This is a genomic window from Serratia nevei (assembly GCF_037948395.1).
Classification (GTDB): domain Bacteria; phylum Pseudomonadota; class Gammaproteobacteria; order Enterobacterales; family Enterobacteriaceae; genus Serratia; species Serratia nevei.
Map to the genome: position 1 here is coordinate 3,144,726 of NZ_CP149940.1, position 15,610 is coordinate 3,160,335.

General features: G+C 61.4%; 12 protein-coding genes. All 12 read left to right on the forward strand.

What is annotated here, in order from left to right; all coding sequences use genetic code 11:
- Positions 1-39: 39 nt before the first annotated feature.
- Complete coding sequence (locus V8N38_RS15140; RefSeq protein WP_147839804.1) at positions 40-2,385, forward strand: type VI secretion system Vgr family protein; 2,346 nt, start codon at positions 40-42, stop codon at positions 2,383-2,385.
- Between the two features lie 12 nt (positions 2,386-2,397).
- Positions 2,398-2,787, forward strand: a complete 390-nt coding sequence (locus V8N38_RS15145) for a DUF3592 domain-containing protein (RefSeq protein ID WP_038876796.1) — start codon at positions 2,398-2,400, stop codon at positions 2,785-2,787.
- Positions 2,788-2,889: 102 nt separating this feature from the next.
- Positions 2,890-3,390, forward strand: a complete 501-nt coding sequence (locus V8N38_RS15150; protein WP_147839803.1) for a hypothetical protein — start codon at positions 2,890-2,892, stop codon at positions 3,388-3,390.
- 173 nt (positions 3,391-3,563) lie between these two features.
- Positions 3,564-6,110 (forward strand): DUF2169 domain-containing protein, encoded by a 2,547-nt coding sequence (locus V8N38_RS15155; protein WP_147839802.1) that lies wholly within the window; start codon positions 3,564-3,566, stop codon positions 6,108-6,110.
- The gene (locus tag V8N38_RS15160; RefSeq protein WP_147839801.1) at positions 6,107-7,174 is read left to right on the forward strand and encodes a pentapeptide repeat-containing protein; all 1,068 of its coding nucleotides are present in this window, start codon (positions 6,107-6,109) and stop codon (positions 7,172-7,174) included. Before V8N38_RS15155 ends, V8N38_RS15160 begins: the two co-directional genes overlap by 4 nt.
- Before the next feature lie 30 nt (positions 7,175-7,204).
- Complete coding sequence (locus V8N38_RS15165; protein ID WP_060420752.1) at positions 7,205-7,840, forward strand: DUF3540 domain-containing protein; 636 nt, start codon at positions 7,205-7,207, stop codon at positions 7,838-7,840.
- Between the two features lie 16 nt (positions 7,841-7,856).
- Positions 7,857-8,249: a DUF4150 domain-containing protein gene (locus V8N38_RS15170; protein ID WP_004934933.1), complete on the forward strand. Its 393-nt coding sequence runs from the start codon at positions 7,857-7,859 to the stop codon at positions 8,247-8,249.
- Between the two features lie 47 nt (positions 8,250-8,296).
- Positions 8,297-8,797: a type VI secretion system accessory protein TagV gene (tagV, locus tag V8N38_RS15175; RefSeq protein ID WP_019452982.1), complete on the forward strand. Its 501-nt coding sequence runs from the start codon at positions 8,297-8,299 to the stop codon at positions 8,795-8,797.
- 29 nt (positions 8,798-8,826) lie between these two features.
- Positions 8,827-9,357 (forward strand): type VI secretion system lipoprotein TssJ, encoded by a 531-nt coding sequence (gene tssJ / locus V8N38_RS15180; protein WP_060439705.1) that lies wholly within the window; start codon positions 8,827-8,829, stop codon positions 9,355-9,357.
- A gap of 40 nt (positions 9,358-9,397) precedes the next feature.
- Positions 9,398-10,744, forward strand: a complete 1,347-nt coding sequence (tssK, locus tag V8N38_RS15185) for a type VI secretion system baseplate subunit TssK (protein WP_033638522.1) — start codon at positions 9,398-9,400, stop codon at positions 10,742-10,744.
- Positions 10,745-10,765: 21 nt separating this feature from the next.
- Positions 10,766-11,968 carry a DotU family type VI secretion system protein gene (locus tag V8N38_RS15190; protein WP_080440212.1) on the forward strand — a complete coding sequence of 401 codons (1,203 nt, stop codon included), beginning with the start codon at positions 10,766-10,768 and terminating at the stop codon, positions 11,966-11,968.
- Positions 11,968-15,603: a type VI secretion system membrane subunit TssM gene (gene tssM, locus V8N38_RS15195; protein WP_070914631.1), complete on the forward strand. Its 3,636-nt coding sequence runs from the start codon at positions 11,968-11,970 to the stop codon at positions 15,601-15,603. The genes V8N38_RS15190 and tssM overlap by 1 nt, the downstream gene beginning before the upstream one ends.
- The last annotated feature ends 7 nt before the right edge of the window (positions 15,604-15,610 follow it).

Here is a 15,610-nt window from a genome sequence, read left to right on the forward strand (position 1 = left end):
AACTCTCGTGCGGTAGCTATGCCTAAACCGGGGAATAGTATGGATCGCCTTATCATTGCGCACACGCCTTTGCCCGCCCATCAGCTGTTGTTCCGAAGCCTTTCCGGTGAGGAAAAACTGGCCGGGCTGTTCGAATTCGACGTCGAGCTGCTCAGCCCCGACAATCGGCTCGATCTGAAAGCACTGCTGGGACAAAAAATCACGCTGGAGCTGCGGGGCAATCCGTTGGCGCCGCGTTATCTCAACGGCAATATCACGCGCATGACGCTCTCCGGAAGAGAAGCCGGCGGCAACCGTTACTATATCTACCGCGCCGTGCTGCGCCCCACGCTGTGGTATCTGACGCAAAACCGCGACTTTCGCATCTACCAGGAAAAGACCGTTCCCGACATCCTGACTCAGGTGCTGGGGCAGTATCAGGTGAAAATCGATAATCGCCTGAGCTACGACTACCGCATCTGGGGATACTGCGTGCAGTACCAGGAGAGCGATTTCGACTTCATCAGCCGCCTGATGGAACACGAAGGCATCTATTACTATTTCACGCACCAGCAAGACGGCCATACGCTGGTGCTGGCTGATGCGCCGTCGGCACATCAGGAACTCGCCGGCTACGCCAGCATTCCCTATCAGCTCGCGGAAGGCGGCCTGGTGGAAAATAAAGACAGCATCAACAGCTGGAGCGTCTCGGACGCCATTACGCCCAGCCTGTATAGCCTGGACGACTACGATTTTCGCAAACCGCGCGCGCGGTTGCTGGAGGCCCGGCAGAATCCCGCCTCGTTCGCGCAGGACAAAGCCGAAGTGTTCGACTGGCCCGGGCGTTATACCGATCACGCCCACGGCCAGTTTTACGTCAAGGTTCGCCAGCAGGAGTTCGAAGCGCAGCATGAACAGATGAGCGGCGAAGGCAGTTCGCAGGGCATTGCCCCCGGCTACCGTTTCCAACTGACCCAGGCGCCGCGCACGGAAGACAACCAGGCCTACCTGGTCGTCAGCGCGCATTACTTCATGCAGGAAAACAGCTACGCCAGCAATGATAACGACGCCGGCGAGCAACGTACCGAATTTCAGGTCGTCCCGGCGGGCATCAACTGGCGCCCCGCGCGCACCACGCCCTGGCCGAAAACCCATGGCCCGCAAACCGCCGAAGTGGTTGGCCCGGAAGGCGAAAGCATCTGGACCGATAAATATGGCCGGGTGAAACTCAAGTTCCGTTGGGATCGCCACGGCAACGGCAATGAAACCAGCTCCTGCTGGGTGCGCGTCTCCAGCGCCTGGGCCGGCTGGAAATACGGCGGGATCCAGATCCCGCGTGTGGGTGAGGAAGTGGTGGTCGACTTTATCAACGGCGATCCGGATCGCCCGATCATCACCGGCCGCGTTTACAACGAAGACAGCATGCCACCGTGGGATCTGCCCGGCGACGCCACCAAAATGGGCTTTATGAGCCGCAGCAAAGGCGGCGGCACCGACAACGCCAGCTTCCTGTTCCTGGAAGACGCGCCCGGCAACGAATCTTTCGACATGCACGCCGAACGCAACATGAATATGACGGTGGAAAACGACAAGAACGTCAATATTGACGGCAGTCGCACCACCACCATCGGCCGCCTGCAGGACGACACCGTCACCGGCGACGCCACATTCCTGTACAAAGCAAAACGCACCACCACCGTCAATGGGCTCGAAACCGCCAACCTGAACGCTCACCAGACGGTGAACATCAAAGGCGGCCGCGACCTGACGATTATCGACGGCGGCGATAAGATCAACATCACCGGCAATCAGTCTTTCAAGCTTGACGGCGCGCAGACGCAAGACATCACGCAGACGCAACATGTGACGGTGAAAGGCAATCAGACCCTCGACATTACCGAGGGGCAACAGACCAGCACCATCAACAAGGGGCAGACGGTCAACATCACCGCCGGCGGCCAGCACACCACCATCACCGCCGGCGGGCAAACCACTACGGTCACCGCGGGCGGTCAAACGCTGACGGTGGAGGCTGGCGGCCAGACCACCGATATCACGGGGAATGTCAAAGAAACCTACAAAAACGATCAGCAAACGACCATTAGCGGTTCGCTCACCATCACGGCAAAAACCATCAACATTACCAGCGAGGACGGCGTGTCTATTTCGGCGCCCACCTGGAAAGACAACTGCCATGGCTATAAGTGGACCGCGATAGGCGCCAACCTTGCCTTAACGGGGCTGAGCGTCAAGCACACGATGTTCGATGTTTCCCATAACCCGCTTTCAATCAGCAAAACCAATTTCAAGCTAAGCAACGATCCCATGACGTTCACGCAGCTTGGGGCCTTAATAACCAACGGTTCTTTGCGATTGAGCAGCAAGGCGTTGGCGATCTTTTTATAAGTAGGGATGCCCATGTCAAAAGCCAAAAATATCTTCACCGTCATCGGTTTGATTTTATTGGCCCCTATCCTCAGCCTGGTGGGTTTTTTCAAATTCATCACGGTCGATATCTGGGGCTATTTCAAGCATATCGGTTCTTCTCTCAGCGTGATGGAAAACGGCGTTTCCGCCTCCGGGCAAATCGTCAGCATTCGCCAGACCAATCTCTGGGACGGCAACCGACCGGTCTGTGAAGTCGAGATCAAGTACATCGCCCAAGACGGAAAGAACCATACGGCGGTGGCGAAAGGCCCGATCAGCGTCGTGGATCTGCCGCGATATCAGCCGGGTCATTTCACCGCGATAAAGTACGACCCGAAGAACCCCAAGAAAGCGGTGATCGAAGAGCTTTCCCGGCTTTGAGCGAAAATATACCTTTCAATCGACGCGATCCGGTTTCTACGTGCTGAAAGCGACTTGTCGTCCATCAGTTCGCTAAATCACCTTGCATAAGGAAGTGTCACGATGGGCGCGTTTATTGCCTTTTCGACGCAGGACAGTCTTTGGGGACAAATCCTGTTTACCTTCTTTGGCATCCTGGTTGGCTGCGTCTTGCTCGCCGCGATCGGCAAAATCTTTTTGTCGGCAAGCCGGGCAGCGGCGTTACCTGTGCGGCTGCTGATCTTTGTCGCGCTGATGCTGGCGCTCCTGAAATACAACCAACAAGTGATGTCTGCGGTGAATGCGCCCGCAGAACTGATCGGGTTCCTGATCCTGCCCGGTTTTTTGATGAGTTATCTGGGTGCGGCGGCACCCGGCAGACTGGCACTGGCGATAGAGCTGGGCTGTTTTGCCGCACTGGCCGCGCTGTTGATTCTGGGCACCGCCGACATCGGCTTTTTTGCGCCCTATCACCTGGAAAGCGCCGGCCAATTTATCGCCAAGACGATCGCCGCGGCGTTGTCCGTAGCCATCGTGCTGCTGGTTCGCGGAATAAACGGGAAAGACAGCGCGCTGTCCTCTTGATCATCCATTTCGAAGCGGGGCTCGCTCCCCGCATTAACGATCGGCGCTGAACGCCGCATCGTTTTCTTCATCTGTTGTGACATAGCCTGATATCTATTAAACCGAAAAACGGATTGTTTTTGAGCAAGCAGCCTGGCTGCCGGCTGATATCCACAGGAAGCTTTACACACACAATGAAAGTCGTAAAACCTCTGCGCCTCAGCGCGCTTCATCGCCCCTTCTCTTGGCAAGGGCAAAATCATCTGGGCGTTTCCGTTTTGGCCTTGGCCGATATGGGGGCTTCCCCGCGCCTGCGCCCCGAACCGGAGCTGTGGCAGCTGGCTGCCGAAGAGCTCACGTTGAGCGGCGGCGTGCTCGACCTGGCTATCCCGAAAGCCTGTGCGGAGTTTCTCGCCACCGGCAACGCCTACACCCACCATCAGCAAGACAAAACCGCCTGCGCCGTGAAGATCCAGCTGGATTCGCTGGAGAAAACGCTGGTGGTTTTCGGCGATCGCCATTGGATCAACGATCGTCCCTCCACTCCCCTTCCTTTTGCAGAAATGCGTCTGGACTGGCGCCGGGCTTACGGCGGCACCCAGTTCGCCGATAATCCACACGGCATCGGCGCCACTCCAGAAACATTTCCGCAAGGCCGTATCCATCGCCTACCCAATGTCGAATCACTGCAGGGGCGCCTTACGTCGCCTCGGCATAGCACGCAACCGGCAAGCTTTGACGCGTTGGATATCACCTGGCCGCGTCGCTTCTCCCGCATTGGTAAAAACTACGACGCCGACTGGTTGAAAAACGGCTTTCCCGGCTTCGCCAACGACATCGACTGGCGCCTGTTCAACATGGCGGACGGCGATCAGCAGTTTGCCCAGCGCGACACTCTGCCGCCCCAAGCCGCCTACCGGATATGGAACATGCATCCGTCGGAGCCGATGCAGCAAGGGCATTTACCGCCGTGGCGCGCACGCTGCTTCATCAACCGGCTGCGCGGCGGCGAAGCACATTTCGGGGAAATCACGATGCGCCACACCACCGTGTGGTTCTTTCCCCATCGCGAACAAATGCTGTTGATCTACCAGGGCAGCCTTCCCATCAATGAAGACGATGCCGCAGACGTCATGCAGCTCATGCCGGCGCTGGAAATTGAGGGTAAAAGCCGCAGCGTCGCTCATTATCGGCAGGTGCTCGATCAGCGGCTTGATAAAGAGCATGGCGCTCTGCACGCTTTTCGTGAAAAAGATTTGCTGCCGGAGTGCTGTATCGGCCCCTGGCTGGATACGGAAACGCCGACGCAGCAAAGCCCGATGGTGGAAAACATCGCCGCCTACGAACATCACCAACGCGAACAACACCGCCAACGTCTGCAGCGCGAAGGCCGAGACATCGACGACATGTTCCCCGCGCCGCCAGCGGAACCGATGCCCTCTTTGGAGAGGTTGGCCGAGTTTGTCGACGGCATGGAACAGCGCGCTGAAGCGCATTACCGTGAAATCCTTGATGGCGCGCAGGCAAACGGCATTGATATTGACGGCCCAGGCCCCGCCGACCTTTCCGGCGCGGAAAGCTACCAACAACAGCGCGACCAGCTGTTTCAACAGGCGCGTCAACGTCCCGATGCGTTTAGCGACAAGCAGCTGGGGGAAAGCGAGCGCGCGCTGCACCAGATGTATTTAATGTCGGCACAGGCGCAAAACCCGGCGCTGCGTTTAAGCGGCGATCTGGCGCAAATCATTCGCCAACGCGTCACCGCTGCGATGCAGCGCGATAAAGATCTCAGCGGCCTGGACCTTACCGGCGCCGATCTGTCCGGCATGGACCTCAGCCATGCCACCTTGCGCGGCACGTTGCTGGAAAACGCCAATCTGCGCCAAACCCGGTTGGTGGGCTGTGACCTGCGCGAGGCGATGTTGGCGCGCGCCGATCTCAGCGGCGCCGTCTTGCAGCAGGCGGATCTGAGCCACGCCTCTTTGGCCCTGGCGAAATGCGAAGCGACGGATTTCGTTGGCGCGCAGCTGCACGAAACCAACATTCAACAAACCTTGTTTCAACGCTGCGATTTCACGATGGCGTCATTGCGCGATTTGCTGGGATACGAAACCTTGCTCGGGCAGTGTGACTTCAACCGCGCCACGCTGGCCAACATTACGTTGATGGAACTGCAGCTGGAGCAGCTGATATTCAGCCACGCCCGGCTCGACAAAGTCAGCTTCATCAAATGCCGGCTGCTGGCGGTGAACTTCGATCGGGCGCGGCTGGAGAGCTGCGCCTGGGTTGATACCGAGACGCAAAGCCTCAGCTTCCGCGCCGCACGCCTCACCGCCTGCGCCTTCGCAGCGAAGACGCTGTTGCCGCAGGCGGATTTCAGCGACGCGACGCTGAACCAGTGCAATTTGCGCCAAATGCCGTTGCAGCGGGCTAATTTCAGCCGTGCGCGCTTTGATAACTGTGACCTGTCGGAAACCCGGCTGAACGAGGCCGATTTCCGTCAGGCCAACGGCAGCGGTAGCCTGTTCATTCGCAGCGATCTGTCCCAGGCCAACCTGCGCGACGCCAATTTCATCGCGGCGATCCTGCAAAAATGCGTGCTGTCAGGCGCCGACCTGCAGGGCACCAATCTGTTCCGGGCCGATTTGTCGCAGTCGCAGGTGGATCGGGCGACCCGGCTCGACGGTGCCTATACCGCCAGGGTGAAAACATTGCCTCGCCATAACGGGAAGGAAGTATGACCTCAAAACCTGAGCAGATACGCCAGCGCGTGAAACGCGGCGAGCTGATTGCCGGTGAGGATTTGCACGGCCTGTCATTCGCCGGTATGGATTTGGCCGGCGGCATGTTCAACAAGTTGAACCTGAGCGGCGTGAACTTCTCCGATTGCGATCTGCGCGACAGCGTCTTCAGCGATTGCCGACTCGAACACGCGCAATTTGCACGAGCAAACCTGAAGCAAACGGCCTTCAATCAGTGCGCCATGCCGGGCGGCCGCTTCTGCGAGAGCCATATCGAACTGACGATGTTCAACGACTGCCGGCTTGAACAGAGCGACTTCAGCCGGCTGCCGCTCAATCAAAGCCACTGGATGTCATGCCAATTGGCCGGCGCGAACTTTTCCGCCACTCAGCACGATCGCACCACCTTTTACGAAAGCCCGCTCGACGGCGCCGCGTTGAATCATGCGCGGCTATCCCTTGTCACGTTCTTTCGATTAAACCTCTGTGAAACCGAGTTTGAAGGGGTAGATTTCGACCGCGTCACGTTTTTCGAATGTGACCATCGCGGCAAAAGTTACGCCGGGCAGCGCCTCATCGCCTGCCAGTTTACCGATAACCAACTGGACGACGTCGATTTCAGCCAGGCGACGCTGCGCCAGAGCAATTTCAAGGGCGCTTCGCTGCGGCGTGCCAACCTGACGGGCGTGCAAGCGCAGCAGTCGCTGTGGCTGGAGGCCAATTTGACTCAGGCGCAGTGCCGCAGCGGGCAGTTCGATCAGGCGATCTTCAGCGAAGCGACGCTGGATGCCGCCAACTTCAGCCAGGCGCGCCTGTATCAATGCGTGTTCCAGCGCAGCCGTGCGGCACGCTGTGATTTCAGCGACAGCGACCTGACCTACGCCGATTTCTGTTATGCCGACATCGGCGCCGCCGATTTCCGGCGCGCGCGCTTTATGCGCACCCGCATGCACCGCGCCCACCAGCAGCAAACGCGCTGGGGCGATCGCAGCGGAATTCTCGAGCGCGACGAAGAACTGTACGCCGCCGAAACCTGGAGCGCACAGCGCCAGAGCCGAATCTGAATGCATTGACCACTTCACGAGGGGATCACCATGAGCGTTGCCAACACAACTCGCGCCGTCAACATCGCACCGCCCCAGCAGGCCGCCGGCCAGGTCGTCAACCTGTTGCCGGACGGCAGCCTGGTGGTGGAGTGCGAAGGCCGCGGCTGGCATTGCCGCCGGGCGGCGAGCTGCCTGCTGACGCCGGCCCTCGGCGATAACGTGCTGGTCGCCGGCTGCGGCCACCAGCTGTGGGCGATCGCCGTTCTCGAACGTGCAGAGCCGCAAAGCGCAGCGCGGCTCTGCGTCACAGGCGATCTGCAAATTGAAACGCCGAGCGGTTCACTGTCGCTGCACAGCGCGCAGGCGCTAAAGCTGAGCGGCGACGCCATGACGCTGCAGGCCAACAGCGGCGACTGCCACGTCGACAAGATGAAATACAGCGGCGAGGAACTGTCGGCCTTCGTCAGTATCAGCCGCCTGGTCGGCAAGCGCTGCGAGTCGCTGTGGCATTCGGTCAGCCAGATCAGCCATTCGCTGTTCCGTAAAGTGCGCCAAACCGAGCACGTGCGCGCCGGGCAGCTGGATTATCAGGCGGAAGACTACGCCCGCATTCATGCCCGCAACACGCTCATTACCTCAAAAGACATCACCAAGCTGGATTCGGAACAAATCCACGTCGGATAACCTGCGGAGGCCTTTTATGTTTGCCAACAGCCAAATGATCGGCGTGGACCTGGCGTTTCCCGACGTCTGTCTGACGCCAAGCCCGGCGCCGGTGCCCGTGCCCTACCCGGATATCGCCCTGGCGCCGACCGCCATCCCGAATGCGTTCAACATTCTGTTCGTCGGCACCCCGGCGCACAACATGGCGACGGTGACGCCGCTGACCAACGGCGACAACCCCGGCGTGGCCACCGGCGTCGCTTCCGGGACGGTGATGGGGCCGTCCCGCCACCTGACCGGCGCCTTTACCGTATTGCTCAAAGGCACCCCGGCCACCCGGCTGACCAGCCTCAGCCTGCAGAATTCCACCAACGCGCTCGGCATGCGCATCGTGCCGAGCCAATTAAAAGTGTTGCTGCTTGCGCCCTGATGACGGCGCCTTATTACACAGCCATTCAATCAAGAAAAGAGGACATTGTGAAAACACGGATTACCCTGACGCTGTTGACCGCCCTGACGCTTGCCGGTTGTTCCACCCCGCCGCCACCGCCGCCGGCGCTCAATAACGACGCTATCGTCAGCAGTGAAGTCAACGGCGTCACGCTGCAGCACCGCGCCGCGGTGAGCGCGCCGAAGCAGTTCAAACCGATCGGTGAGGAGTACCGCAGCCTGTACGCCGCCAGCATCATGAGCAGCCCGAATTATACCGGCACCGCCGTCGGCAGCCTGGACAACGCCGCCGCGTTCTACGCGCTGGGCGAAGTGGAAAACAACTGGCTGGCGATCTCCGCCATTCGCGGTGGCGATCTGGTGGGGTATATCCAGGCCAACGCCGGCGTACCAGAAGCGCGCTACAAATCGACGCTGCGCAAAGATCTGCCGCGCCGCGCACGCGCCGCCAAACAGGACTGCGTCAAAGTCGGCGGCGACAGCAAGGCGTGTAAAAACGCCGGTTCAGCTACCTGGATCCTCCAGTAGTCAGCACGCCTGCGGGCGACGAGATTCCCATGATGACGACCCCTATCGCTTCCCGCTGGTGCGGGATGCTGTTTCTGCTGCTGGGCGCGTTGGCGCTCGGCGGCTGCATGTCTTCCGCCAAAAGCGTGCCGTCGCGTTACAGCCTGGTGTTCGATGCCGATCGCCAGGTCAATGCCGCCGCCGGCGCGCAACCGGCGCCGATCAAAATCCGCGTGCTGCTGCTGCGTTCGGATGCGGAATTTATGGATGCCGACTTCTTCAGTCTGCAAAACGACGCCAAAAGCGTGCTCGGCAACAGCCTGCTGGACAGCGATCAGTTCTTCCTGACGCCGGGCCAGACCGGCAAGAAGCTCGGCGGGCAAAGCGCGTTGGATGCGCGCTACATCGGCGTAATCGCCGAGTATCAAAATCTGGACGGCAAGACCTGGCGCATTTCACTGCCGCTGCCGGAACCCACCGAAACCAATTTCTACAAGGTATGGCAATTCTCGCCGGATGAGCTGGAAGCGCATATCGTCGCGGGCGTGAATGGCCTGCGCCCCGTAAAAAAGGTCGACTGACCTACCGCTGCGCTGAAGCGAAGTAACTATAGGTGTGATGATGAAAGATGCTCATAAGGTTGTCTGGACTGAGGGAATGTTTTTGCGCCCTCACCATTTCCAGCAGGCGGAAAACTATCTCGAAGGCTATATGCGCAACTGGGGCCAGGCCCACAGCGGCTGTTTCTGGGGGTTCCTGACCCTGGATCTGGACCAAACGCTGCTGCGCCAGGGCAAGATTGCGCTCAACGCCGCCAGCGGCATCATGCCGGACGGCACGCCGTTTCGCTTCGCCGGCGCCCAGCAGGCACCCGCGCCGCTGACCATCGCCGAAAACAAGACCGGTGAAAACGTGGTGCTGGCCCTGCCGACCTATCGCGCGGGGCGTGAAGACGTGATCTTTCAGGAAAGCCCGGAGGCGCTGGCGCGCTATCTGGCTTACGAGAACGAAGTCGACGATCTCAACGCCGTCTCGGTGGGCAGCGCGGCGCTGCAGTTCGGCCGCCTGCGCCTGCGGCTGATGCTGGAGAGCGAACTCAACGCCGAATGGACCGCGCTCGGCGTGACCCGCGTGCTGGAAAAACGCGGCGACAACAGCCTGCGCCTCGATACCGCGCAGATCCCGCCGATGCTGAACTGCCAGGGCAACCCGGTACTGAAAACCTTCATCAACGATCTGCAGGGCCTGCTGCAACAGCGCAGCCAGCAGATGAGCCAGCGCCTGCTGCAGCCGGGCCGCGGCGGCAGTTCCGAAATGGTCGATTTCATGCTGCTGCAGCTGATCAACCGCCATCTTGGTCAGGTGAGCCACGCCTACCACCTCGACCATCTGCACCCGGAGCGTCTGTTCGCCGATTGGCTGCAGTTCGCCACCGAGCTCGCCAGCTTCTCGGCGCAGCGCACCCCGGAAGGGCGCCTGCCGGTGTATGACCACGACAATCTGGCGCTGTGCTTCGGCAAGCTGATGCTGTTGCTGCGTCAGGGGCTGTCGGTGGTGCTGGAAGACAACGCCATTCAGCTGACGCTGGTCGAACGCTCCCACGGGCTGAACGTCGCCACCGTGCAGGACGCCAAAATGATGCGCGATTTCGGCTTCGTGCTGGCGGTGCGCGCCGACGTGGCCGCAGAGGTGTTGCTGACCCATTTCCCGGCGCAGATGAAGATCGCACCGGTCACGCGCATCCGCGATTTGGTGCAGCTGCAGCTGCCGGGCATCGGTTTGCGCACCATGCCCGCCGCGCCGCGCCAGATCCCCTATCACGCCGGCTACACCTACTTCGAGCTGGAAAAAGGCGGCGACCTGTGGAAACAGATGGAAAAATCCAGCGCCTTCGCCCTGCACCTGGCCGGCGAATTCCCGGGGCTGGACATGGAATTTTGGGCGATTCGCAGCCATACGGACCGGTAACCTATGACTCAGGAAAATAGCATGACGCCGGCAGCCAATCCGCTGGTGGACGCCGCCAACCCGCTGCTGAACGCCATTTCGCAGATCCGCCAGTCGGCCACGCACGCCAACCCGGCGCAGCTGCGCCAACAGCTGATCGACGAAATGCGCCGCTTCGAGATCCGCGGCCAACGCGCCAACCTGCCGTACGAAGTGATCATCGGCGCGCGTTATTGCCTGTGCACCGCGCTGGATGAAGCGGCGGCGCTGACCCCGTGGGGCAGCAACAGCGTGTGGTCCGGCAGCGGGCTGCTGGTGACCTTCCATAACGAAACCTGGGGCGGCGAGAAGTTTTTCCAGCTGCTGGCCAAACTGTCGCAAAGCCCGCGCGAGCACATCAACCTGCTGGAGCTGATCAATTATTGCCTGTTGCTGGGCTTTGAAGGCCGCTACCGAGTGATGGAAAACGGCCGCTCGCAGCTGGAAACCATGAAGCAGCGCCTGCTGCAGCTGATCCGGTCGGTGCGCGGCGGCTATGCCCCACCGCTGTCGCCTCATGCGCTGGATCTGCCGGTGCAGCAGAAGCTGTGGCGCCCGCTGGTGCCGCTGTGGGCCTGCGTGGCGTTGACCGGCTTCCTGGCTTCGCTGCTGTTCATCGCCCTCAACTGGCGGCTGGGCGACAACACCAGCCCGGTGCTGGCGGCGATTTACCAAACCAATCTGCCGCAGGTGGCGATCGGTAACCCGGCGCCGGCCGCGCCGCCGACGCTGAGCCTGAAAAGCTTCCTGCGCAAAGAGATCGCCGAAGGGCTGGTGGTGGTGCGCGACGAAGCGCAGCAAAGCGTGGTGATCCTCAAAGGCGACGGGCTGTTCGACTCCGCCGCCACCACGGTGCGCGCCAACTATATTCCGGTCATCGACCGCATCGCCGCCGCCATGAACGGCGTCAGCGGCAAGATCCTGGTCACCGGCTACAGCGACAACGTGCCGATCCGCAGCGCCCGTTTCGCCTCCAACTGGGAGCTGTCGCTGGCGCGCGCCGAAGCGGTCAGCGCCCGCTTGCAAAAGCACCTCGCCAACCCGCAGCGGGTCAAGGCCGAGGGCCGCGGCGAAAGCAACCCCGTCGCGCCGAACGATAACAAAGTGAACCGCGCGTTGAACCGCCGGGTAGAAATTACGCTGTTGGTCGCCCCGGAAAATACCCAGGCGGAAATCAACGGCTTGCCGCAAGGAACCGGAAAGTAATGCTCAGTACGTTATTCTCCATCATCACCAGCCGCCTGCTGTGGGGCTTTGTCGGCATCACCGCGCTGGCGTTCATCATCTGGATGATCGGCCCGCTGGTGGCCATCGGCGACTATCGCCCGCTGGAGCCGGAACTCAACCGCCAGATCGCCATCGGCGTTATCTACCTGATCTGGTTCCTGTGCCGCCTGATCCCGCGCCTTTACAGCGCCTGGTTCAACAGTCGCCTGCTGAGCAACCTGCGCGCCGCCGAAGCGGTACCGGCGGAAGACGGCAAGCCCGAGATTAAACAAGACGAACAGCTGGCGCAGCGCTTCGACGAAGCGGCGCAGCTGCTGAAGAAGGCGCGCTTCGCACCGGGCCAGGAGGGCGGCAAACACCGCTGGATGACCCGCTTCAGCCGCCAATACCTGTACCAGCTGCCGTGGTATGTGATCATCGGCGCGCCCGGCGCCGGCAAGACCACCGCGCTGGTCAATTCCGGCCTGCACTTCCCGCTGGCGGATCGCTTCGGCAAAACCGCGCTGCGCGGCGTGGGCGGCACCCGCAACTGCGACTGGTGGTTTACCAACGACGCCGTGCTGCTCGACACCGCCGGCCGCTACACCACGCAGGAAAGCCAGCGCGAAGAAGATGCCGGCGAGTGGCAAAGCTTCGTCGCGCTGCTGAAAAAATACCGCACCCGCCAGCCGATCAACGGCGTGATGGTGACCATCAGCGTGGCCGATCTGCTGAGCGACAGCGCCGAAGCGCGTGCCGCCCAGGCCAGCGCGCTGCGCAAACGCCTGATCGAACTGCACGAGCAGTTGGGCATTCACTTCCCGGTCTATGTGCTGGTGACCAAAACCGACCTGCTCAACGGCTTTATGGCCTACTTCGGCAGCTTCGACAAAGCACAGCGCGACCAGATCTGGGGGTTCACCTTCCCTTACGAGCGCTCGCGGCAGCCGGACTTCAATCTGAACGCCGCTTTCGAACAGCAATACGCCCTGCTGCAACAGCGGCTGGACGCGGCGCTGCCGGATACGCTGCTGATGGAGCACGACGCGCGCCAGCGCGCCGAAAGCTACCTGTTCCCGCAGGAGTTCGCGGCCCTGCGCCCGCTGCTCAGTCAATACCTGGAACAGGTGTTCGCCACCTCCAGTTTTGAAACCCGCTTTACCCCGCGCGGCATCTATTTCACCAGCGGCACGCAGGAAGGCCTGCCGTTCGACCGGGTGATGGGCGAGCTGAACCGCTACCTGCAGCTGCCGACGGCAAACTCAGGGGCGCAGGCCAACGCGGCCTGGGACAGCGTGGGCCAGGAAGCGCCGATCCCGGCGGCCAAAGGCCAAAGCTTCTTCCTGAAAGAGACGCTGGAATCGGTGGTCTTCCAGGAATCCGGGCTGGCGGGCAGCAACCGCTGGTGGGAATACCGCAATCGCGCCCTGCACTGGGCGGGTTACATCGCGCTGGCGGTGATCCTGGCGGTGCTGGCGATGCTCTGGTTCACCAGCTACGGCAACAACAAGGCCTATCTGGCGGAAGTGGCCGCCAAGGTGCCCGGCGTCGAACGCCAGGGGCAAAACCTGACGCAGTTGGGTAACGGCGACATGTTCTCGCTGCTGCCGTTCCTCAATAGCCTGCTGCACCTGCCGGACAGCCAGAACTTTTCGCTAGACGATCCGCCGTTCACCTACCGCATGGGGCTGTTCCGCGGCGATCAGGTGGGCGACGCCGGCAATGCGCTGTACCAAAAAGCGCTGAAAGAACTGCTGCTGCCGCAGGTGGCGCAACAGATCGCCACCACGCTGCGCAACGACAACCACGGCGATGCGGACTTCAGCTACGAAGCGCTGAAGGCCTATCAGATGCTGTATCTGCCAAAGCAGTACGACGGCAAATTCCTGCGCGCCTGGGTGATGCTCAACCTGCAGCGCAACCTGCCGCAGGGCAGCACGCAGAAACAGCTGCAGCAGATCGAATGGCACCTGAGCCAGCTGCTGGATACGCAGATCCAGGCCTCGCCTTACGCCAAAGACGAACCGCTGGTGGCGCAGGCGCAGGCCGCCATCAATCGGGCGCCGCTGTCGCAGCGCGTCTATGGCCGCCTCAAACGTCTGCTGCTGAAACAGACCGACATCAAGCCGGTCAGCCTGGTCGATTTGGCCGGCCCGCAAACCGAGCTGGCGTTCAGCCGCAAAAGCGGCAAACCGGTCACCGACGGCGTGCCGGGCCTGTTCACCTCACAAGGGTACTGGAAAGCGTTCAGCGACAATATCGACCCGGTGACCGACACGCTGCGCAAGGAAGACGTCTGGGTGTTGAACAGCCAGGCGCCGGAGCAGAAGAGCGCCGATTTGACCAAGACCATCCGCCAGCTGTACATGCAGGACTTCATCAGCGCCTGGGATGCGCTGCTGGGAGATATCCAGCTGGCCAACATCGGCAACCTGACCCAGCGCATCAGCAGCGCGCGGCTACTCTCCGGCAACCCGTCGCCGATGCGTAACCTGCTGGTCAACGTCAGCAAAAACGTCACCCTGCGCGACGAGAAAAGCGACGCCGATTCCCGTTCGCTGCTGGCCAAAACCGAAGACAGGCTGAATCAAAACGCCAACCGCACGCTGGAAGCGCTGTTCACCAACCGGCCGGCCAACGCCGACGGCGATGTGTCGGCCCAGCCGGAACAGCTGGTGATGGCGCACTTCGCGCCGCTGCTGGAGCTGGCGCAAAGCCAGGGCGAAGGCAATAAGGCGATCCCTTTCGACAGCGTGCTGAAGCAGGTCGATGAGCTATACAGCTATCTGACGGCGGTACAGGGCGCGGCCAACAGCGGCATGTCGGCACCGCCGAGCGACATCATCCCGCGTCTGCAGGCCGAATCCGGCCGCTTGCCGGTGCCGTTCAAACAGATGCTGCTGTCGCTGGCGATCGGCGCCAGCAGCGACACCCAGCGTAAAGAGATGGAGAACGTGAAAAAGCGCATCAGCTTCGAGGTCGGCAGCTTCTGCCGCCAGGCGATCGCCGGCCGTTATCCGCTGGTGGCCCGGGCGCGCCAGGACGTGACGCCGGACGATCTGGCGCGCATGTTCGCGCCGAACAGCGGGCTGATGGACAGTTTCTTCCGCGACAATCTGCAGGGCAAGGTCGACACCACCCGCGCCAACTGGCGCTTTACTCCCGGCGTGGACGGCAAGACGCTGCCCGGCGGCGAAGGCATCCTGCGTTCGTTCCAGCAGGCGCAGCGCATCCGCGACGCCTTCTTCGCCAACGGTACCGCGACGCCCTCGTACCGCGTGACCGTGCGGCCGGTGCGGATGGATAACGACATCCTCAACCTGACGCTGGATATCGACGGCCAACTGTTCAAATACAGCCATGGCCCTCAGGTACCGCTGGTGGTCAGCTGGCCGGGCACCCGCAATACCAACCAGGTGCATTTGCAGCTGGCGCTGGCCAACGGCACCACCGCCAGCCTGGTGACCAGCGGGCCATGGGCGCTGAACCGCCTGGTGGACATGGCGCAATCCTCGGGCACCGGCGGCCTCGGCCGCCAGGCGACGTTCAATCTCGACGGCCATCGCGTCACGCTGGAGTTCACGCCCAACAGCATCCGTAATCCGTTCCAACTGCCGGCCTTCTCGTGCCCGTAGCCCCGAA

Coding starts and splice junctions, on each gene's coding strand:
- V8N38_RS15140 (WP_147839804.1), top strand. CDS start 40: ATGGATCGCCTTATCATTGCGCACACGCCTTTGCCCGCCCATCAGCTG.
- V8N38_RS15145 (WP_038876796.1), top strand. CDS start 2,398: ATGTCAAAAGCCAAAAATATCTTCACCGTCATCGGTTTGATTTTATTG.
- V8N38_RS15150 (WP_147839803.1), top strand. CDS start 2,890: ATGGGCGCGTTTATTGCCTTTTCGACGCAGGACAGTCTTTGGGGACAA.
- V8N38_RS15155 (WP_147839802.1), top strand. CDS start 3,564: ATGAAAGTCGTAAAACCTCTGCGCCTCAGCGCGCTTCATCGCCCCTTC.
- V8N38_RS15160 (WP_147839801.1), top strand. CDS start 6,107: ATGACCTCAAAACCTGAGCAGATACGCCAGCGCGTGAAACGCGGCGAG.
- V8N38_RS15165 (WP_060420752.1), top strand. CDS start 7,205: ATGAGCGTTGCCAACACAACTCGCGCCGTCAACATCGCACCGCCCCAG.
- V8N38_RS15170 (WP_004934933.1), top strand. CDS start 7,857: ATGTTTGCCAACAGCCAAATGATCGGCGTGGACCTGGCGTTTCCCGAC.
- tssJ (WP_060439705.1), top strand. CDS start 8,827: ATGATGACGACCCCTATCGCTTCCCGCTGGTGCGGGATGCTGTTTCTG.
- tssK (WP_033638522.1), top strand. CDS start 9,398: ATGAAAGATGCTCATAAGGTTGTCTGGACTGAGGGAATGTTTTTGCGC.
- V8N38_RS15190 (WP_080440212.1), top strand. CDS start 10,766: ATGACGCCGGCAGCCAATCCGCTGGTGGACGCCGCCAACCCGCTGCTG.
- tssM (WP_070914631.1), top strand. CDS start 11,968: ATGCTCAGTACGTTATTCTCCATCATCACCAGCCGCCTGCTGTGGGGC.